Below are 18,302 nucleotides of genomic sequence, written 5' to 3'. Positions count from 1 at the left end.
ACCGATCGGCCGATGCCGAGTGCCAGCCCTTTCATTTGCTCATTGCCCTAGTCCAACCACACCGCTTTAACATGACCGCCTTCATCGTTGAAGACGAACCTCTGGCCGCCAAGCGCCTGGCCGATATGCTGCGCCGCCAGCAACCACCCGTGGAGGTGCGTGCCACCGCCGATTCGGTAGAAGCCGCCGTGGCAATGCTGGAAAACGCCGCCGTGCCGCCCGATGTGCTGTTTCTGGACATTCACCTCGCCGACGGCCTCAGCTTCGAGGTGTTTGAGCGCACCACGGTACGCTGCCCGGTAATTTTCACCACCGCCTACGACCGGTACGCCCTGCGCGCTTTCAAGGTGAACAGCATCGATTACCTGCTCAAGCCCATCGACGAGGACGAGCTGGCTGCCGCCTTGCAAAAACTACAGGCCCTGCGCGGTAACAGCGCTGCCCCAAGTGCCGCGCCGGCTTTCGATGCGGCCCTGCTGACGCAGGTGCTGCAACAGTTGCAGCCGCAGCAAAACCAGTACAAAAAGCAGTTTGTGGTGAAAGTAGGGGAGCACCTGAAAGTGATTCCCGTGGATCAGATCAGCTACTTCTTCAGCCTCGAAAAAGCCACCTTTGTGCAGACGCGGGAAAACCGCCGCTTCGTGCTCGATCAAACCCTGGAGCAGCTGGAAAAGCTGCTCGACCCGCGCCAGTTCTTCCGCCTCAACCGTGCCTACCTCGTGCACCACGATGCCATTCAGGACATTATTCACTACACCAATTCCCGCCTGAAAACCGTGCTCCAACCCGCTGCCCCCGAGGGCGACGTGCTGGTGAGCCGGGAGCGGGTATCAACCTTTCGCGCCTGGCTGGAACGGTAGCGGCTTTTACCGGGGCCTATGGCCACCGTTGGTACCCAATTGTAAATCTGGGCCTTAATAAATACATCAGCACATGCTACGCACTACCAACGCAACGCTGCTGCGCCTGGCCGCTTGGGTTTCCGGGCTGGGGCACCCGCTGCTCACCGCAGTCGTGTTTGTGGTGATAATGACCTTCTACCTGCTTGATGCCCGCACGGCCACTTGGATAGCCGGTGGTGTAGTTATCGGGGTGATTTTGCCCATTGCGCTGTGGAACTACCGCCAAACGCGCACGGGGGCCTACAGCAATTTCGACGTGTCGGTGCGGGAGCAGCGCCGTTCGTTTTACCCGCGCCTGATTGGCTTGTTGGCCACGGCCACCGCACTAACAGTGGTACTGCCTACAGCCGCCGCGCTGCGCAACGGCATGGGGCTGGTTTGCCTAATGCTGGTGGCCTGCTTTGCCGTTAATTTCTACCTGAAAGTTTCCCTGCACGCTGCGTGGTCGTTTTTTCTGGCCAGCGCCGTGTACCTAATGCATCCCGGCTGGGGTATCGTGGCGTTAAGCGCGGCCGGGCTAATTGCTGCCTCTCGCTTGGTGCTCGGGCGCCACACGGTAGCGGAGTTGGTGGTCGGGGCCGCCATTGGCTTGGCTACCGGCGGCGTGCTGAGCAGAATGTTTGGCTGAGGTTGTTTTCCTGGCGGGTGCCAGATAAGCCGGATTGGGGCGACGCTCGAACATGCCAAGGGTACACCGCGTACTCGGTTTACCCAATTTACCGCCGCCATGTTTGCTCCCGACCTATCTGACCTCCAAACGTCCCTGACTGCGCGCCAGGAGCCCGAAGTCGCCCTCACCGAAGCCTTGGCCCACATCGGCCACAACCTGCGCGCCGACCGCTGCTTCCTCTACGTGCGCGACCCGGCGCGAGGCCGCGGCCGTATTGCCCTCGTTTGGCGCCTCGACGAAGCCATTCCCGATCCGCGTCACGATTGGCAGGACGACACCGGCGAACTGCCCCAGCAAGACCCGTTGTTTCGGGCGGCGCTGGCGGCCCAGCCTTCGGTGTATGTGGAAGATGTGGAAGCCGCCGGCCCCGAGGTATTAAACCGCGAATTTGAACGGCGCACTTTTGGGCACCGGGCGCTGGTGCACGCACACATTACCGATGCGGAAGGCCAGCTTTGGGGCATTCTCCAGCCCTGCGTGTTCGGTCACCCGCGCCACTGGACGCCCGAGGAGCACGCCTACATCGAAGCTTCCCTGCCGCTACTGCTGCCGGTGGTGCAGGCTTACGTGCAGGAGCAACCGGTCAAGTAAAGGCTCTTACGCAGGCGAATCCAGCGCCTGTTGCAAAGCCTCCAGAAACAAACCTACGTGGTAGCCATCGGCTAGGCCGTGGTGCACGTGCACCGATATGGGCATGAGCAGGGTATTGCCCTGACGGCGGTAGCGGCCCACCGAAATCTTGGGCACGCTGTCGGGGCGCTGAAAATGGCGGGCGTGGCTGAGGCTGGTAAACGCAATCCAGGGAATGGCCGAGAAGTGAATGACGTCGGTGCGGGCCGCGTTTTCGTTTAGGCGCAAGCCGGTGGACTGATTCACGGCTTCTATTTCGGCGCGCAGTCCTTCGCCGAAATCGGCTAACGATTCGGTGAAGGGAATAAAGGAAAAGGCGAAGGTGTTATCGGGGCGGGTGAGCGTGGCCGATACGTTGATCCGGTCATAGCAGTACACCGCGCCGTCTTCGATGCGGTAGCGCAGCGCCTCCACCTGGTTCACGGCCCGGAGCGTGGCGTGCAGGTACAGCTGAAAAAAGGGCAGGTTCAACTCCTTCGCCCGGGTATAGGCGCGGGCGCCGTCTACCTCGGCTGTCAGGCCGTAAATGGGCTCGTCGAAGCCGGAAAAGAACTCGAAATGCTCGCGGCGGTTCCAGGTAGATAGGTCAATCAGCTGCTTCATGGGCCGGCAAAGGTCGTAACTTCGGCCGGGTTTTGGGCGCCGAAACTACTTTCCGCTACGCCCGAAACAGCCGCTGCAACCAACCGCCACCATGCCCGCGCCCGCCCTCATTGCCTTCGACGCCGACGACACCCTGTGGCCCAACCAGCCGCACTTCGACCAGGCCGAGGCCGACCTCTACGCCCTGCTCACGCACTACGCCGACGCCCGCACGCTGGAGCAGCAGTTCTACCAGGTGCAGCAACACAACATGCACCTGTTCGGCTACGGCGCCAAGTCGTTTATGCTTTCCATGATCGAGACGGTCATTCAGCTCACGGCCGGCAGCGTAACCGGCACCGAAATTCAGCACATCCTCGACCAGGGCAAACGCCTGCTGAGCTTCCCCATCGAGCCGCTCCCGCAAGTAGAACAGGTATTGGAAACGCTGAAAGAACGCGGCCAGCCGCTGATGCTGCTCACCAAAGGCGACCTATTCGACCAGGAAAGCAAGTTGGCGCGTTCCGGCCTCGGCGACTACTTCGACTACGTGGAAATTGTGAGCGAGAAAAACGAGGAAACCTACCGCCGGATCCTGCGCCGCTACCAAGTGCAGCCCGAAGAGTTCGTGATGATCGGCAATTCGCTAAAATCCGACATCCTGCCCGTTGCTCGGCTGGGCGCCCGCGCCGTGTACGTGCCCTTTCACACTACGTGGGCCATGGAACGGGTGTCGGAAGAACAGCTGGAAGGTGTTTCGTTTCACCAAGTGACAGCGCTGAGCCAGGTGCCGGCTTACCTAGCGGCATTGACTGAGAATGGGTAGCCGTATTTCAGAGGCTGCCGCTCTACTTAATTTGTGCTGTTACGCAGCGGAGTGTAGCGCGAACTGAAAGTTTGCGTCCCCCGCGCTTGCGTGCAGGCACTGCGTAACAGTAGTTAATTATAAGGCTCAATCCGAACCAATTTTTTCTGCAGACCCATTTTATCGAATTCCTGGAGCGTGTCGCCATCTAGGTAATAGTCGAAGCGAAAGTGCTGGGTATAGATCTGCACACGATTGGGCTCAGGTACTCTTACCTGTATGGGAGATTTGTATAGGGAGTAAGGAACGTCACCGGGCTTCCAGTACTCCGGAATTTCTTGGCGGTAATCGAGGAATAAGGTGTAAGTGCCATTCGAGTCGGAATCGATTTCGACCACGGTAAACATGCTTTTGTTATGCTGAACCCAACTGCCCGCTAGGCGGAAGGGCCTAGAAGTCACTTCAGGTTTCTCCGGGGCGGGTGGCTGAGACTGGCAGCTGAAGAACACGCCACCAAAAAGCAAAAAGAAGTACGTCTTGGGCATAGCACAACAATAGGCAATAAGGTAAACACTCGGTTGTCAGCCTTCCAGCCAGCTTTTAACGGCCGCGGCTTTTTCCCGGCTTACAAGGACTTCTTCCGCAGGCGCAGGTATTAGATCCAGCTTCAGTTTACCATTAAACCACGGGTGCAGACGCTGCACGGCCGCTAATTGCGCCAGAAACTGCCGGTTCAGGCGAAAAAAATGCTTGGGGTCGAGAAGCTGTTCCAGTTGCTCCAAGGTATATTCCACTAGGTACCGCTGCCCGGCGTGGGTAACCAGGGTTACGGTTTCGTTGCGGCTCTGAAACCAGGCCACGTCGGTGGTAAGTACAGGCAGGAGCTGTTCGCCGTGGCGAACTAAGAACCGCGTTTTGGTGGGGCGGCCGGGCAGCTCGGTAAGGCCGTCGAGCAACCGCTCTAAACGCTGGGCAACTTCTGAAGCGGCAGGGGTGGGGCTGCGCCACTGCCGCAGCTTTTGCAGCGCGGCCTGTAACTCCGCCAGCTTTACGGGCTTAAGCAAATAATCTACGCTATTGGCCTTGAAGGCACGTAAGGCGTAGGCATCGTAGGCGGTGGTAAAAACCACCGGGCTGTTCACCACCAGCTGGTCGAACACATCAAGGCTCAAGCCGTCGGCGAGGTGAATATCGGCCAGAATGAGGTCGGGGGCAGGGTTGGTTTGAAGCCAGGCTACGGTAGCGGCTACGGTGTCGTGGTGCGCTACCACCTGAGCCTCGGGTGCGGCCTGGGCCAAGAGCCGCTGCAACCGTTCAGCCGCAGGGTATTCATCTTCGAGCAACAGGACCTTCATGGCGGGGGTAAAGCGAATTAGAAAACGCGCAGCAGGCAGAACCGATACGAGCCGCTTCGGCGCTAATCGGTCAGTTTGCGGGTGAAATCTGCCACGGCAGCCGAGAGCAAGTCTGGGGCAGGTGGGTGTTTAATGGAAAGGTAAAGGCAGCCGCGGTAGTCCATGCCAAAGTAGCGTGCCGTAGAGGCAAACGGCACTTCGAAGCCCAGGGGCAGGTCGCGGTCGGAGCCCACGGCAAGGAGCAGCACGCGCTTGCCTTTCAGCTGCTTGCCAACGGTTTTGTAGATGCTGGTAAGCTCGGTAAAGCGGTCGAAGAACACCTTCATGGGTGCGCTCATGGCGTACCAGTACACGGGCGTCGCCAGCACAAGTACCTCGTGTTCGAGCAGCTGTTGAATCAGGCGCGGAAACGCGTCATCGGCGGGGTATTGTTCGGCGTAATTATAGGGGTAGAGCACGTAGTCGTGCAGGTCGAGCGTGCGGTGGTCGATGCCGGCAAGGGCCCGCGCCACCCAGGCGTGCGTGTCGCCGGGCTGGCGGGCACTGCCTATAATCACCAACGGAACAGTTTTCATCGGCTGCAAACTACTCACGCCTGCGAAACCGCTGCTTCGGTGCGGGCCGGCAGCAGCGGCAGCCGCACCGTGAACTGCTCGGCGGTTTGCTGAATTTCGGGGGGCACGCTTCCCAGCAGCGCGTACCGCTCCCGAATGTTGCGCAGGCCTGTGCCGGTGCCGGCGGCAAAGCCTGCGGCGCGGGCACGGCGCACATTCTGCACTGTTAGCCAGCCGGCGGTGGCCGTTACGCGCACTTCCAGCGGGTGCTGACGCGAGGCTTCGTTGTGCTTCAGCGCGTTTTCGATGAGCAGCTGCACGCTTAGCGGCGCAATGTGGGCATCGAGCACGTCGGGCGGTACTGAAATGTGTACCTGTAGGTTGTTGCGCAGGCGGGCTTTATGTAGGGCCACATAAGCATCCACAAAGGTCAGCTCTTCGCGCAGCGGCACCGTGGGCCGGTTGTGGCTCAGCAGCACGTAGCGGTACACGTCGGCAAACTGATCCACGAACTGCTGGGCGGGCTCGTTGCCGGGCTCGATGAGGGCCGAAAGCGTGTTCAGGTTATTAAACAGGAAATGCGGATCTAGCTGCTGTTGCAAGGCTTCCAGCTGGGCGCGCTCGTGGGCATTCTGAAGCTGCTCGGCGCGGCGCACGTTCAGCGTCCATTGCCGGAAAAAGTGCCGGCTTTCGTACACCAGCTGTACGAAGCAGGTGGGAATCAGGTTGAACTTGATTTGCTGCGCCAAAGCCGCCGGCTCCATCGAGAAATATGGGGGCAACAGCAGATACAACACGCCGCGCAGCGCCACCGAGGCCACACTGGTATAAAGCAGGCTGCTAAAGGCCAGCCACCATAGCCGCCGCGTGGTATCCTCCACCCGCGGCCACCGGCGCAGCAGCAGCTCCCACAGGGCAATGTTGCCCAGCCACAGCACCGTGGTAAACAGCAGCGACACCGCCCAGTCGAGCGCGAAACCGGGCCACGTTTCCAAGGGGCGGCCGCCGCCCAGCAGGATGATGAGCAAACTCAGCAGCGGAATTCCCAGCAGGGGAAAGCGACGGTCGTTCATGCAGCGGGCCGCGGAAACGGGTAGGGAAGAAAACGGTTACCGGGCCGGGGCAGCAGCGGCCAACTGCCGGCGGCCGTGGCGCAGCATGGCCGGCACCACCAGTTGGTGAAATGGGCGAACCAGTGCAAAATACAACCTTCCGAACCTGTTATTGTAGCGCACAGCCGTGGAAACCACGGCCTCGGTGCCGGCGGCACCCGGCTGCACAAACACCGATACCCGGAAGTCCAGGTGCTTGTCGTTCTCGCCGAGCAGCACTTCGCCGGGCCTTACGTCAAATACCCGAAACGGCCCGAACCGCATGCCCGGCTCAAGCACGGCAAGTACAGCAGGTGGTTGCTGTCCGCCGGGGAAAGTATACAAGCCCAAAGGCCGTACGAGCGTATCGCGCAAGCGCATGAGCTGCCTAACCCAGCCCGGCGCCTGCCCCAGTAAAGCGTGGGTTAACGTACTGGCATCGGTAGGGGCGTCGGGTGGCAGCTCAATGCTGTACGCGTCGGTAAAATCGGCCCCTGAAAAGGCCAGGGGAAGCTGACTGCCGGCGGGCAAGGACTGCTGGAGAGAATGAACCGTTTGCATAGCACAACGAAGGAGAACGAGCAATGTGGTTAGCGCGACAGCAGTGGCAAGCCGCTTAACGCGTGCCAGTACAGCCCACCTACCGCACCGGTGTACAGCAGCGCGAAGGCCCACATAGCGGCGGTTTGTGACGCTGGGCGCAAACGCGGCGCCACGCGCATCAGGCCCAGCGCAAAAAGCGGCAAAGCTTGCAGGGCATGCAGGCCCAGAAAGTGAGCAGCGCGCAGGTCGCCGTGGCGGGTACTCCAGCCCAGTACGGGCAGGCCGGGGCCGCCGTCGGCGGCCCCTACGGTATGGCCCATGTTACTGATCATGCTTCCGCCCACGGCACTGCCCACCAAAAACAACAGCAGCCCCAGCCTAATGCCCCACACCCAGGCTGCCGAACCGAACGGCCGGTGCCGCAGCGTCAGCCACAAGGCCCATACCAGCATAATGGTGTTCAGCATGATAAACCAGCCCATAACGGCGAACAACAGGCCATCGAAAGCCGAGCCGATGTTGAAGTGCGAGGTGGTGCCGCGGGCCGCCTGCACGGCAATGCATAGGATTTCCACCGCCATGCTTATTCCCACGCCAATGCTAAGCCAACGCACCTGCCGCTGCACGGCGGCCGGCAAATCGGCCAGCAGCCAGGCCAGCGTCCAGAGGTAAAGCACGCCGGAGGCCCCAAACTTGGCGGGCTTGATCCACACGTTCAGGCCGGTTACGGTGCGCTCGTCGATGGGCCACAGCAGCAGCGCCAGCACCATTATGGCCACGTTCAGCCAGCCGGCCCAGGCCAGGGCCGGGTTGCAGCCGTGCAGTACACGCAACCAGGTGGGGCGTAAGAACGAGTTGGAATCGGCGGTCAGCGAAGCGTTTTCGGAAGCAAAAGCAAAGGACGTTTTCATGACTCAGCGGTGAAAAACAACCAAAACGAAAGCAGACAACAAGCCAATCAGGCACTGGCAACGGGCTCCGGGGCCGGCCGAAACCGGCGCAGGCCAGCGTAGAGTAGCAGGCCGATGGGCCCCACCAGAAACGTGAGTAGCAGGGCGGGCAGCAGCAGCATATGCGGCAAGCCGCGGCGTTCGGCGTCGCGCACTTCCCAAATGCCCAACAGCAAGTCAAAGCACAAGTAATGCACCCAACCGGCGGTAAGCGCCCACGGGCTGCGGAATAGCGCCGCCACCTCGGTCAGGGAGCTGAAACCGCCCTCGGAAGCGTGCGGCCCGAGGTAGTGCACCACCAACAGCGCCGCGTAAGCAGCAGCCAGCAGCAGGGGTAAAGCGCCGCTGCGCACCAGCAGCTTGGTTACGCGCCAGCGCGGCGCGGCGGCCAGCAGCAACCAAGCCGGCAGCACGGCCGTGTTGGCCACGCTAAACAGGAAATCGGGGGTTAGCAGGGCAGCCATCGGCGAGCAGGAGCAAGGATTGATACTGCTCAAAACTACGCGGCCGAAGCGCCCGGTCAACCGGAAATAGCGGTGAACCGGTAACCGCTAGGGGTGAACCAACAAAATTTTCGAGCCAAGCGTACGTCCGGTGCGGCCCTGTACTTGGGCACAGGCACCGCGCGCTGCGGGCAGCCAACCAAAGGAGTACTTTTGGAACTCGATAACCGCGGGTTGCTGTACCAGCTCATTTACTGTTTTCCGGCGTATAGACTATTCGTACTGTTATTTGCTTCCGAATGGCTAGTGGAAAGAAGCTCTTTTGCAGTTGCGTTTTGGCCGGGTTAACCGCCGCCAGCTGGCCAGCCAATGCCATACCCGCACCGCCCGATTCCAGCCGGGTGCGGCAGGCGCACCGCCGCGTGGTGTTTCAGTTTGATCAACGGTATTCATTGCTACAAAACCAACTGGTAGGTATTAACGGCGTGAAACTAGCCGTGGAATGGCGCGGTCGAGTACGCACCGGTCTGGGCCTGTATTTCCTGGGCAGCGCTGTGCCCGTCAACGCCCCGCTACCGCCTACTGTGCCGGCTGAGGCGCTAAACCGGGTGCGGTTTCGTTACGCCGCGCTGTACGGGGAGTACGTATTTTTGGGCACCCCGCGCTGGGAGCTGAGCACGCCCGTGCAAGTCGGGTTTGGGCGCTATTACCACCGCTACGAAAGCCCCGATGGATCGGTGTACCGCTCGCCTAAGCGCAATATTTGGCTGATTGAGCCCACCGTAGGCGGGCACATGCGGGTATTTCGCTGGCTGGGAGTAGGAGCTGGCGGTGGCTACCGCCAGGCCCTGTTGGTCGAGGATAAGCTGGAAGACGACATCAGCGGAGTTGTGTTTTACGGACGGGTAAAGCTGTTCCTTGGCGACTTGTATAAGGTGGTGCGCGGCCACGAGCGGCTGTTTTCGCAAAAAGGCCTGCGCCGGGCAGATTTCGCTCCTAAACAGTAAGCAGACAGAACTGCATAAATAGAAAACGCTCCGCTTCGAAACCGATGCGGAGCGTTTGAGCTGTGTGTAAAACCGGATTAAGGCCGCGTTACCGTAACGCCGGTGGCCGAGCGCGGCCGGCGCATCACGTAATACCGGTCGCCCACGGTGAGGGAGCGTTTGTCGTTGGAGGCGGTGGGGTCTTGGAACACCTGAATAACCTCCCAGCCCAAAGAACCCATGTAGTTCAGGGCGCTGATGGGCGTGGCAAACACCTGCAGCTTGCCCACTTCCAACTTCGATAACTCGCCGCCGCCCAACTTCTCGGGGCCGTAGCCGAAGTCGGCAAATACGTTTTTGCCGGCTACGCGCACCTCGCAGTATTCGTAGCGCACGGTTTCGGGCGAGGGCTGCGCCAGGTTGCGGGTGGGGGTGGTTTGGGCGTGCGCCGCCGGCGCCGCAAAAGCCACCAGCAGCAGCAGAAAGAAAGAAGTGGAGAGGTTTTTCATACAAGCAGGAAAAGAGTCGGGGTATGAAGAAAGCAAAAAGGCCGGCCGCATCCGAAGTGCAGCCGGCCTTTTCAGTGCCGAAAGTACAAAAACCTAGTTTACGTTTGGCAGGAAGGAATACTTACGCCCGTACTCCAGCATCTGCTGGGCAAAATCGGTGGGATATTCCAGCTTCACGTCGGTAATTTTGCCGTTGGCTTCCACCGGCACCAGGCGCGGCTGAATAAAGCCTTGGTAGGGCGCAATGTTTAGCTTCTGGTAGCGAGCCAAAACTTCCTTGTGCAGCACCGGGTCAACTTTCACGCCGTAGGTTTCGATGAGGTTTTTGGCCCCGTTGTAGTCGCCCTCACTGGTAATGCGCTGGGTTTCGCGCAGCAGCTGGCCAAATAAGGCACGCAACTTTTCGTAATCGTTGATTTTGAAGAAGGTTTTGCCGTCGCGGGTTACCTTCTCAATCACTTTGTCCTTCTGACCCTTCTCGTACGCCCACTTGGCCACCATTTGGCGGTTGCGCATGTGCGACTCTTCCACGGTTTCGCCCAGCGGCAGGCGCGTGAGCTGCACCATCAGGCCGTTGCGGATGTAGCCGTCGTACTCGGTTTTGCCCACTTCCAGGCTCGGCATCACGCCCATTTGCACCAGTTTGGGGTCCATCACGTAGTACAGCGCCACCAAGTCGGCGCGGCCTTCTTCAATGGCCGACGCGTAGCTTTTCAGGGTTTCCTTGGTGGTGCCCACGCCAGGGTTAATCTGGCCCGAAGCATGGCCAATAACCTCGTGCATGTCGGTGTGCAGCTTGCCGGCGAGCGAGCTGAACTGTCGGGCACGCTGTTTTTCTTCGTCGCTGAAAGCAAACTCGTCGAGCGAACCTCCGGCGTTGGCCTGGTCGTAGGCTTCCACAATGTTGCCCAGGTTCACCGATTTCGAACCGTGTTCCTTGCGAATCCAGGTAGCGTTGGGCAGGTTAATGCCGATGGGCGTGGCCGGAGCCGCGTCGCCCGATTCGCCCACCACGGTAATCACCTTGGCCGTGATGCCCACCACGTTCTTTTTCTTGTGCTTGGGCAAAATGGGCGAATTGTCCTCGAACCACTGCGCCTGGTCGCCGATGGCCTTGATGCGCTTGGTGGCTTCCAGGTCCTTGAACGACACCACCGACTCGTAGGAGGCACGGTAGCCCAGCGGGTCGCCGTACACTTCAATGAAGCCGTTCACCACGTCGGTGCGCGACTTGGTGTCGCGTACCCAGGCAATGTTGTAATCGTCCCACACCTTCAGGTCGCCGGTGCTGTAGTATTTAATCAGGCGCTGCAGGGCCAGTTTTTGCTCGGGGGTTTCGGCCACGTCCACGGCCTTGCCCAGCCAGTACACAATCTGGGTAATGCTCTTGCCGTAAAGCCCGCCCACTTTCCAAGTTTGCTCCACAATCTTGCCCGACTTGTCTTTCACCAAGCGCGAGTTCAGGCCGTAGGAAATGGGCGTGAGGTCTTTTTTGTCGATTTTTTTGGCGTAGTAATCTTCTACTTCCTTTTGGGTGAGGTTTTGGTAGAAGTTATTAGCCGAGGTCTTCACCAAATCCTGTCCGGCTTCCTGGTTCACGCGCTTGGCGTCCAGGGTCGGATCGAAGATAACGGGCGTCATGGTGGTCAGGAACTGATCCACGGTTTCGTTCGGCAGCAGGGGCAGGGTGCTGGCATCCACGGCGCGTACCAGCTCGGCGAAATACTCACGCGAGCATTCGGGCACGAACTTGCGGGTGCTGTAGTGGTGGTGTAGGCCGTTCGAGAACCAGAAACGTTTGGCGTACACGTTAAACTTCTGCGCCTGATCCACCTGCTGCGTGTTGGTGGTGGCGGAACGGCGCTCCTGGTTGGCTTCCCAGAGGGCTTCCAGGGTGCGGCGCACGCGCAGGTTGTGGCGGTAATTCTGGTCGTAGCTGATGTCGCGGCCGCTTAGGCCGGCCTCGTAGAGGTAGTACAGCAGCTCTTTTTGCTTAGGCGTCAGAGTTTCGAAACCTGGTACCTGGTAGCGCAGCATGCGCAAATCGGCAAACTGCTCGCTTACTACCTGAAACCCGGCTTCGGTAGGCGTTTCGGCCGGAGCGGCCGTGAGCGTACCGGCCGGAGCCGGCGTTTGCGGAGCACGCGTGTCGCCAATGGTTTCTTTGGTAGCCGCGGCCGTATCCGACGACGGTGTAGTGGTGGTAGTGGCCGCCGAACCGGCGCAACCACTCAGGCCCGAGGCCAGCAGCAGGGCAGCTGCGGCGGGGCGTAAATATATTTTATTCATTAACGGGAAAGAGGCAAGTGGAACCGCTAAGGTACAAAGCCGCACACTTCAACCCACGCTAAACCTGGGCCTCAAGTACGAGGTACTTGCGCCGCCTTTGGGCCCCTGTGCATTCCATTCGGTGGCATCCAAGGTTTAAAATGGCCATCGACGCATCTGAACACTGCCGATCCAGGATGATAAGGGCAGGGCGGCCAGTCCGTGGCGCCAGCGCGGTATCATCCCAACTCTTTTACCCTTCGTCGGCTGGTAGCACAGCCATTTCGAGTGAGAAAGCCGCAACTGGCGCTGGGAATTGCTACAATCCCAAGGCCTGCAACGTAAGGCGGCGGTCTAGTTTACCCGAGGCCGTTTGCGCAAACTGCGGCGCGTAATGGAGTGCCCGTGGCATTTCGTAGCGCCCTAGTCGTTCGCGGAGCAGCGCCAGAAGCTGCCGTTCGTCTTCGGCGGGCAGCGGTTCGCCCTCCACCACAGCCGCTACCTGCTGGCCCAGTCGCTCGTCGGGCAGGCCAGTTACGAAAGCGCGTCGGCCGTTGAGGTTCAGCTCGGCCAGGGCTACCTCCAGCACCAGCTCCACCTTTTCGGCGGGCACCTTCACGCCGCCTGAGTTGATGATGAAATCGGCGCGGCCCAGCCATTGAAACTGGCTGTGGTCGTTATCCAGAAACTGCACGAGGTCGTTGGTTTGCACCAGCTCCTGCCGGGTTACGTCGCCGCGCAGGGCCAGGCAGCCGCGCGCGTCCTGCTCGGCGTGCAGGCCAGGCAGCAGGCGGTAATACTCGGAAGCCTGGGGCCCATTCAGGCGGCGCAGGGCCACGTGGGAGCAGGTTTCCGTCATGCCGTAGGTGTGGTACAGTGGCACCGCCAGGGTTTGAACGGCCTGCGAAAGCGTACGGTCGAGAGGCGCACCACCAATGAGAATGGCCTTCATGCTTTCCAGCCGCGGTGCGTGGCCCTGCTCGAGCACCGCCCGCAACTGCAACGGCACAAAGGAGGCAAAGTCGAAATCGAGGTCGGGCGGTAGCAGGGCAAATGGGTCGGCTACGGGCTCCACTATGGTCACGTGCATCTGGTGTTCGAAGGCGCGCACCAGCATCATCAGTCCCCCGATAAACTCGCAATTCAGGCAAACCAGTACGCGGTGACCGGGACCCAGCCCCAGGTAATCAACGGTGCGCTGGGCGCTGGCTGTAAGCTGGCTGCGCTTCAGCGTAATGGCTTGCGGGGTGCCTGTGGAGCCCGAGGTGGTAAGAACGAACTCCTGCGCCCCGTTTAGCCACTGCCGGCAAAAGTCCAGTACGCGCGCCTCGTAGCCGTTGATTTCGCCGCCGGCGTGGCCGGGGTATTGTTGCAGGTCGGCGTAAGCATAGCGCCGGCCGTTGAGGAGCAGCGCGTCGGGAAGTTGGAGGGCGGGCATGCAGAGAAGCTAGGTGGAACGGTATCTGATACCGGCTGCGGTAAAGAAAGGATGCAGCGGGCACATTGGCTTCAGGAGAGCAGCCAGCGTTGGTAGCGGCTGTGCGTAGGCCAACTTAAAGCAGCCAAGCTTGCACATAGCAACCCGAAGTAGAATAAATGCAGCGCCTCGGCACTAAGCTGGTAGAGCAAAAGCGGCGGCAAACTCAGCAAACCCAGCAGGCTGTTGTGAAGCAGCTGCCGACACCTGTACACCCGCCGGTTTTCGCGGATGGGCCGGCGTAAATCGGGCCGCAGGTAGCGCGACAACGCGTAAAGGCTGCTGCCCACCAGCACAACCAGCAGCCCCGTCAGCACCACGTAAGGGCCCAAAGAAGGTGCCGGCCCCGCCTTGCCCAGTCCGCGGCCCGTCCAGAGCACCAGCCCCGCCATGAGCAGGGCTTGCAGCAGGAACTGCCCCGCGTGGAGAAGCTGCGTGAGGCGAATGGGCGTCATGGGCATACAACCGGAAATAACGGAACTGCACGAACATACCCGATACGGAAAATCACCCGCCCTCGTCGAACCCGGGCACTGCTACCTACCTAATCGGCTGCTACACAACCGACAGTAATAACCCATGGCAGTGCCACGCTGGCGGCACTCAGTAACAACCGGCTTAGCATCCCTGCAAGCTACAGCGCGGGCGGCGCAGTAGCCCACCTGAATAAGCTGACCCGAAGTGTTAAACGCGAAGAGGAGCCGCTGCCGGCTCCTCTTTTATGCATAGACCCGATGGTAGCTATTTGCGCTCAGGCGGTTTCAGCAAGCATGGCTTCGGCGGAAAGCTCCCCTTGCATCGGCGGTACGGGCAAGGTAACGGCGAAGGCCGATTTGTGCACCAGTAACGATACAGGCAGCATAATGATTAAAACCACACTGGGCACAATTCCGATGGGCGTGAAAAACCAAGTGGGGAATGTCGTTGCGAAAACCAGGAACATTGCGCGGTACAGCCCGAAGCTAAATCGGGTTTGGCCCTGCACGTATTTGCGGCACTGCTGCAATAGCAAATAGGCTTGGTAGAACAACACGGCTCCAAACAGCTGCAGCGAATAATGATAGAACTGGAAGGTGGCTTTGCCTGCCGAAATGAGCGTAACGGAATCGTAAGCGTTTCGAAGGCAGTGCATAACCATGCAGGTCATCAGAAAGAGCGGTGCCCAGTATAACACCGGCACCATGTGCTTGCGCGTGCTTGCGTGCCGCTCTTCCTTCCAGCGGTATGCCACGCCCGTGCTAAAGGCAATGGCACTTACCATGGCTATGGGGCCGCCGAAGAGCTCCAAAAACTCAGTTACGTCGTCGTAGGGTGGTATTTGCATGGCCGGGGTGTAGAATAATGTGACGCAGACGTGAAACCAGGACGGGCCGCCACTTGGCAGTTGCCTTTGGCTTCAGGCAGCCGCTCGTTAGCAATGCAAAGTTTTATTTCTTCCGCCTATTCTACAATCACATGAAGGGGTGATAGATAGATGATTGATGGTTGGATGCAGCATTTGAAAAGTGGCTGATTTGAACTGTTTTCCTGTTTTAATCAGATAACAGGAGTCCAAAAAGCAAAGCCCGCACAACAACGTTGTGCGGGCTTTGGTCGGATGCAAAGTGCAGTACTGGTTACGGGAACTTGGGGAATTTCGAGAAGTCCGGCTGACGCTTTTCGATGAAAGCATTGCGGCCTTCTTTAGCTTCCTCCGAGAGGTAGTACAGCAACGTGGCATTGCCGGCCAACTCCTGAATACCCGCCTGCCCGTCCAGCTCAGCGTTAAACGACGACTTGAGCATGCGCAGCGCCAGCGGGCTTTTCTGTAGAATTTTGCGGCACCAGGCCAAAGTAGTTTCCTCTAGTTTCTCCAGCGGTACTACTTTGTTTACCAAACCCATTTCGCGGGCTTCTTCCGCGTCGTACTGGTCGCAGAGGTACCAAATTTCGCGGGCCTTCTTCTGGCCCACAATGCGCGCTAGGTACGAAGCCCCAAAGCCACCGTCGAAAGAACCCACATTCGGTCCGGTTTGGCCGAAACGGGCGTTGTCAGCGGCAATGGTCAGGTCGCACACCACGTGCAGCACGTGGCCGCCCCCAATGGCCCAGCCGGCCACCATGGCCACCACGGGCTTCGGAATGGAGCGAATCTGCTTCTGCAAATCCAGCACGTTCAGGCGGGGCACGGTATCCTCGCCCACGTAACCGCCGTGGCCGCGTACGCTCTGGTCGCCGCCCGAGCAGAAGGCCCGGCCGCCTTCGCCGGTGAGAATGATAACGCCGATATCGGTGCGGTTGCGGCAGATATCCATGGCCTCAATCATTTCCTGCACCGTAAGCGGGGTGAAGGCGTTGTGCACCTGCGGGCGGTTAATCGAGATTTTGGCAATGCCCTCGAACTCGGAGAAAAGTATCTCCTTGAATTCCTTGATGGGCGTCCAGTTGGCTTGGGACATATAGGAGGGGTTGAGCTCAGCGGACCTTAGTGGAAACTCTTGCAAGTGTCTTCTGATAGAGGTTCGCTGAGGTGGTTCAAGAGGAAAAAGACGTGCGCACGGCGGCGCGGTATTGTTCGAAGAAAGCGGCGTTGGTGGCCGAGTCGGTGGTAATTTCCAACAAGGCCGCGTTGCCGCGGTTTGCGGGTGCAAAGAAAGCCGGTAGCACCGTATCCAGCTCGGCAAACGTGCGGGCGCGGAAGTAGCGCAGGTTGAAGTCGCGGGCGGTATTCTCGGCTGTCAGCTGCTGGCGCGTTTCAAAGAACTCTTCCAGTTCGGGCTGTTGCCGGGGGCCTTCAATCAGCCGGAAAATGCCGCCGGCGTGGTTGTTCAGCAGAATAACGCGCAGGTTGGGCGTGGGGTAGTTGTGCCAGAAGCCGTTCCGGTCGTAGAAAAACGCCACGTCGCCGGTAAGCAGCACCACCGGGCGCTCGGGCTGGGCTAGGGCGGCGCCCACGGCCGTGGAGTTGCAGCCATCGATGCCGCTGGTGCCGCGGTTGGCAAACACCTCAATGGCGCGGCCGGGCTGCACGCCCAAGATGTTGGCGTAGCGCACAGCCATGCTGTTGGCCAGGTGCAGTGCGGCTCGGTTGGGCACCTGCCGCAGGGCGCGGTGCGTGGCCGTAAATTCGTTGAACGGCTGCTCGGGCGTCTTCAGGAAATCGGCCAGGAATTCCGTGGCCCAGCCTTCGGCCCGTTGCCAGGGCGTGGTAAAGGCATCTTTGGGCGCGGCTGCTTCGTCGCGGGCCGAGCCGGGGCCTTGCCAGGTAAGGCGCAGCTGCGTTTTAGGCGCTTGTTTACTGGCCTTCGCGTTCGTAACGGGCTCTGCGGCTTCCGGTATTGTAGTACCCTGCATGGCCTCGAAAAACGCGGCCGGCTCCATGCGAATCACGCGGGTCAGCGACTTAAACGTGTCGGCCACCGGCCCGGCGGGCTGCACGTGCCAGTGCTGTTTGGGGCCGTACTCGCGCAGGTAGTTTTTCAGCGCCTTCGATATCAAGGACTGGCCGAAGGTGATGAGCAGCTCAGGCCGCATGGCTTCTTTCAGACCAACTTCGGGCACGGCCATAAACACGTCCTGCCGGCCCAGCGGAGCAGTCCGGATGTCGTAATCGGGACCTACGGGCAAGTGCACATTGGCAATCAGGTCGCCGACTACCGGAATCTGGTAAGCCGAGGCCAACTGGCGCAACGCCAACAGCAACGACTCATCGGCGGGGTGCTGGCCAGCTACCACCAAGGCGCGGCGCGTCTCGCGCAGTTGCTGACGAAGCGCGTTCAACTCGGCAGGGAGAAGTTGCGGACTGCTACCGGTTTCGCGGAAAATCCGCACGTCGTCGTACCGAATTTCTTCGCCGGCCGACGGGTAAAACGGTTCGCGCAACGGCACGTTCACTTGCACCGGACCGGCCGGAAACTGCTCGGCCAGGTTTATGGCTTCCGATACCAGCCGGGCGGCGTGCCAGCGGGCATCGGGGTGGGAGAGGTCGGCGGGAAACTCGAACGCGCCCTTGGCGTGGCCGCCGTACAAATCGGTTTGCCGAATGGTCTGGCCGTCGAGCTGGTCAATCCATTCGGGTGGGCGGTCGGCGGTGAAAAGCACCAGCGGCACGTGCTGGAAATAGGCTTCGGCCACGGCCGGCGCGTAGTTCAGGCCGGCTGTGCCGGAGGTGCACACCAGCGCCACGGCCCGCCGTTGCGCCTGCGCAATGCCGAGGGCAATGAAGGCCGCAGCCCGCTCATCGGGCACCACCCGCACGCGCAAGCCGGGGTGACGGGCAAAGGCGATGGTAAGCGGTGCCGAGCGCGACCCCGGCGACAAAACCACATCGGTAATGCCGTGCCGGGCGCAGATTTCGGCGATGTTGTGAACGGGCTGGAGCAGAGACAAGGGCAGCGGAATTGGAGCGCGGCAAAGGTAACAAGCCCGCCGCCTTGTGGGTTTCGGCCGCTATACGAGCAAACAACTACTTTCTTCCTTTTCTTAACCCCGTCATCCTGAGCAAAGCGAAGGACCTTCCCTTGTCTCAACGGTTCGTTCAGCAGTGAGAAGGTCCTTC

The 18,302-nt window shown here is 60.2% G+C and carries 20 protein-coding genes; 5 read left to right on the top strand and 15 right to left on the bottom strand.

Features of this window, described 5'->3' with window-relative positions:
- Positions 1-71: 71 nt before the first annotated feature.
- From ABD903_RS13555 to ABD903_RS13545, 3 genes are all read left to right on the top strand, one after another.
- Positions 72-860: a LytR/AlgR family response regulator transcription factor gene (locus ABD903_RS13555; protein ID WP_345225067.1), complete on the top strand. Its 789-nt coding sequence runs from the start codon at positions 72-74 to the stop codon at positions 858-860.
- 73 nt (positions 861-933) lie between these two features.
- Positions 934-1,530, top strand: a complete 597-nt coding sequence (locus ABD903_RS13550; protein WP_345225065.1) for a phosphatase PAP2 family protein — start codon at positions 934-936, stop codon at positions 1,528-1,530.
- Positions 1,531-1,629: 99 nt separating this feature from the next.
- Complete coding sequence (locus ABD903_RS13545; RefSeq protein WP_345225063.1) at positions 1,630-2,163, top strand: GAF domain-containing protein; 534 nt, start codon at positions 1,630-1,632, stop codon at positions 2,161-2,163.
- A 6-nt stretch (positions 2,164-2,169) separates the two neighbouring features.
- On the opposite strand, the gene ABD903_RS13540 is transcribed toward ABD903_RS13545, so the two are convergent.
- Positions 2,170-2,805 carry a CatA-like O-acetyltransferase gene (locus tag ABD903_RS13540; RefSeq protein WP_345225061.1) on the bottom strand — a complete coding sequence of 212 codons (636 nt, stop codon included), beginning with the start codon at positions 2,803-2,805 and terminating at the stop codon, positions 2,170-2,172.
- Positions 2,806-2,896: 91 nt separating this feature from the next.
- On the opposite strand from ABD903_RS13540, the gene ABD903_RS13535 reads away from it, so the two are divergent.
- Positions 2,897-3,610, top strand: a complete 714-nt coding sequence (locus ABD903_RS13535; protein ID WP_345225060.1) for an HAD family hydrolase — start codon at positions 2,897-2,899, stop codon at positions 3,608-3,610.
- A gap of 113 nt (positions 3,611-3,723) precedes the next feature.
- Here the strand turns inward: ABD903_RS13535 and ABD903_RS13530 are convergent, their stop codons facing one another.
- The 7 genes from ABD903_RS13530 to ABD903_RS13500 form a co-directional block, all read right to left on the bottom strand.
- Positions 3,724-4,134 carry a hypothetical protein gene (locus ABD903_RS13530; protein WP_345225058.1) on the bottom strand — a complete coding sequence of 137 codons (411 nt, stop codon included), beginning with the start codon at positions 4,132-4,134 and terminating at the stop codon, positions 3,724-3,726.
- A 36-nt stretch (positions 4,135-4,170) separates the two neighbouring features.
- Positions 4,171-4,944 (bottom strand): LytR/AlgR family response regulator transcription factor, encoded by a 774-nt coding sequence (locus tag ABD903_RS13525; RefSeq protein ID WP_345225056.1) that lies wholly within the window; start codon positions 4,942-4,944, stop codon positions 4,171-4,173.
- 62 nt (positions 4,945-5,006) lie between these two features.
- Positions 5,007-5,519: a flavodoxin family protein gene (locus ABD903_RS13520; RefSeq protein WP_345225054.1), complete on the bottom strand. Its 513-nt coding sequence runs from the start codon at positions 5,517-5,519 to the stop codon at positions 5,007-5,009.
- Positions 5,520-5,533: 14 nt separating this feature from the next.
- Positions 5,534-6,571: a sensor histidine kinase gene (locus ABD903_RS13515; RefSeq protein WP_345225052.1), complete on the bottom strand. Its 1,038-nt coding sequence runs from the start codon at positions 6,569-6,571 to the stop codon at positions 5,534-5,536.
- Positions 6,572-6,607: 36 nt separating this feature from the next.
- Positions 6,608-7,150: a DUF2867 domain-containing protein gene (locus tag ABD903_RS13510; RefSeq protein WP_345225050.1), complete on the bottom strand. Its 543-nt coding sequence runs from the start codon at positions 7,148-7,150 to the stop codon at positions 6,608-6,610.
- A gap of 29 nt (positions 7,151-7,179) precedes the next feature.
- Positions 7,180-8,043 (bottom strand): hypothetical protein, encoded by an 864-nt coding sequence (locus tag ABD903_RS13505; protein ID WP_345225048.1) that lies wholly within the window; start codon positions 8,041-8,043, stop codon positions 7,180-7,182.
- A 47-nt stretch (positions 8,044-8,090) separates the two neighbouring features.
- Entirely contained in the window at positions 8,091-8,546 is a 456-nt protein-coding gene (locus ABD903_RS13500; RefSeq protein WP_345225046.1) for an ABA4-like family protein, read from the bottom strand.
- A 314-nt stretch (positions 8,547-8,860) separates the two neighbouring features.
- On the opposite strand from ABD903_RS13500, the gene ABD903_RS13495 reads away from it, so the two are divergent.
- Entirely contained in the window at positions 8,861-9,532 is a 672-nt protein-coding gene (locus ABD903_RS13495; RefSeq protein ID WP_345225044.1) for a hypothetical protein, read from the top strand.
- A gap of 77 nt (positions 9,533-9,609) precedes the next feature.
- On the opposite strand, the gene ABD903_RS13490 is transcribed toward ABD903_RS13495, so the two are convergent.
- The 7 genes from ABD903_RS13490 to menD form a co-directional block, all read right to left on the bottom strand.
- Positions 9,610-10,020 carry a hypothetical protein gene (locus ABD903_RS13490; RefSeq protein ID WP_345225043.1) on the bottom strand — a complete coding sequence of 137 codons (411 nt, stop codon included), beginning with the start codon at positions 10,018-10,020 and terminating at the stop codon, positions 9,610-9,612.
- A gap of 93 nt (positions 10,021-10,113) precedes the next feature.
- The gene (locus ABD903_RS13485; RefSeq protein WP_345225041.1) at positions 10,114-12,309 is read right to left on the bottom strand and encodes a dipeptidyl-peptidase 3 family protein; all 2,196 of its coding nucleotides are present in this window, start codon (positions 12,307-12,309) and stop codon (positions 10,114-10,116) included.
- A gap of 298 nt (positions 12,310-12,607) precedes the next feature.
- The gene (locus ABD903_RS13480; RefSeq protein WP_345225039.1) at positions 12,608-13,726 is read right to left on the bottom strand and encodes an AMP-binding protein; all 1,119 of its coding nucleotides are present in this window, start codon (positions 13,724-13,726) and stop codon (positions 12,608-12,610) included.
- 71 nt (positions 13,727-13,797) lie between these two features.
- Entirely contained in the window at positions 13,798-14,220 is a 423-nt protein-coding gene (locus ABD903_RS13475) for a hypothetical protein (protein WP_345225038.1), read from the bottom strand.
- Between the two features lie 296 nt (positions 14,221-14,516).
- On the bottom strand, positions 14,517-15,089 hold the full coding sequence (locus ABD903_RS13470; RefSeq protein WP_345225036.1) for a hypothetical protein: 573 nt from the start codon (positions 15,087-15,089) through the stop codon (positions 14,517-14,519).
- A 292-nt stretch (positions 15,090-15,381) separates the two neighbouring features.
- Positions 15,382-16,203: a 1,4-dihydroxy-2-naphthoyl-CoA synthase gene (gene menB / locus ABD903_RS13465; protein ID WP_345225034.1), complete on the bottom strand. Its 822-nt coding sequence runs from the start codon at positions 16,201-16,203 to the stop codon at positions 15,382-15,384.
- A 76-nt stretch (positions 16,204-16,279) separates the two neighbouring features.
- Positions 16,280-18,133 carry a 2-succinyl-5-enolpyruvyl-6-hydroxy-3-cyclohexene-1-carboxylic-acid synthase gene (gene menD, locus ABD903_RS13460; RefSeq protein ID WP_345225032.1) on the bottom strand — a complete coding sequence of 618 codons (1,854 nt, stop codon included), beginning with the start codon at positions 18,131-18,133 and terminating at the stop codon, positions 16,280-16,282.
- Positions 18,134-18,302: the final 169 nt, after the last annotated feature.

Origin of the sequence: Hymenobacter koreensis (genome assembly GCF_039541855.1) — a bacterium.
In the GTDB taxonomy this organism is placed as follows: Bacteria; Bacteroidota; Bacteroidia; order Cytophagales; family Hymenobacteraceae; genus Solirubrum; species Solirubrum koreensis.
The sequence above is the reverse complement of the archived record's forward strand: the minus strand, read 5'-3'. Positions and strand labels throughout refer to the sequence as shown.

Excerpts from the sequence above, each read along its gene's own strand:
- ABD903_RS13535 (WP_345225060.1), top strand. The coding sequence starts at position 2,897 with ATGCCCGCGCCCGCCCTCATTGCCTTCGACGCCGACGACACCCTGTGG.
- menB (WP_345225034.1), bottom strand. The coding sequence starts at position 16,203 with ATGTCCCAAGCCAACTGGACGCCCATCAAGGAATTCAAGGAGATACTT.
- ABD903_RS13470 (WP_345225036.1), bottom strand. The coding sequence starts at position 15,089 with ATGCAAATACCACCCTACGACGACGTAACTGAGTTTTTGGAGCTCTTC.
- ABD903_RS13485 (WP_345225041.1), bottom strand. The coding sequence starts at position 12,309 with ATGAATAAAATATATTTACGCCCCGCCGCAGCTGCCCTGCTGCTGGCC.
- ABD903_RS13490 (WP_345225043.1), bottom strand. The coding sequence starts at position 10,020 with ATGAAAAACCTCTCCACTTCTTTCTTTCTGCTGCTGCTGGTGGCTTTT.
- ABD903_RS13510 (WP_345225050.1), bottom strand. The coding sequence starts at position 7,150 with ATGCAAACGGTTCATTCTCTCCAGCAGTCCTTGCCCGCCGGCAGTCAG.
- ABD903_RS13480 (WP_345225039.1), bottom strand. The coding sequence starts at position 13,726 with ATGCCCGCCCTCCAACTTCCCGACGCGCTGCTCCTCAACGGCCGGCGC.
- ABD903_RS13525 (WP_345225056.1), bottom strand. The coding sequence starts at position 4,944 with ATGAAGGTCCTGTTGCTCGAAGATGAATACCCTGCGGCTGAACGGTTG.
- ABD903_RS13515 (WP_345225052.1), bottom strand. The coding sequence starts at position 6,571 with ATGAACGACCGTCGCTTTCCCCTGCTGGGAATTCCGCTGCTGAGTTTG.
- ABD903_RS13530 (WP_345225058.1), bottom strand. The coding sequence starts at position 4,134 with ATGCCCAAGACGTACTTCTTTTTGCTTTTTGGTGGCGTGTTCTTCAGC.
- ABD903_RS13540 (WP_345225061.1), bottom strand. The coding sequence starts at position 2,805 with ATGAAGCAGCTGATTGACCTATCTACCTGGAACCGCCGCGAGCATTTC.
- ABD903_RS13555 (WP_345225067.1), top strand. The coding sequence starts at position 72 with ATGACCGCCTTCATCGTTGAAGACGAACCTCTGGCCGCCAAGCGCCTG.
- ABD903_RS13505 (WP_345225048.1), bottom strand. The coding sequence starts at position 8,043 with ATGAAAACGTCCTTTGCTTTTGCTTCCGAAAACGCTTCGCTGACCGCC.
- ABD903_RS13500 (WP_345225046.1), bottom strand. The coding sequence starts at position 8,546 with ATGGCTGCCCTGCTAACCCCCGATTTCCTGTTTAGCGTGGCCAACACG.
- ABD903_RS13475 (WP_345225038.1), bottom strand. The coding sequence starts at position 14,220 with ATGACGCCCATTCGCCTCACGCAGCTTCTCCACGCGGGGCAGTTCCTG.
- ABD903_RS13545 (WP_345225063.1), top strand. The coding sequence starts at position 1,630 with ATGTTTGCTCCCGACCTATCTGACCTCCAAACGTCCCTGACTGCGCGC.
- ABD903_RS13550 (WP_345225065.1), top strand. The coding sequence starts at position 934 with ATGCTACGCACTACCAACGCAACGCTGCTGCGCCTGGCCGCTTGGGTT.
- ABD903_RS13520 (WP_345225054.1), bottom strand. The coding sequence starts at position 5,519 with ATGAAAACTGTTCCGTTGGTGATTATAGGCAGTGCCCGCCAGCCCGGC.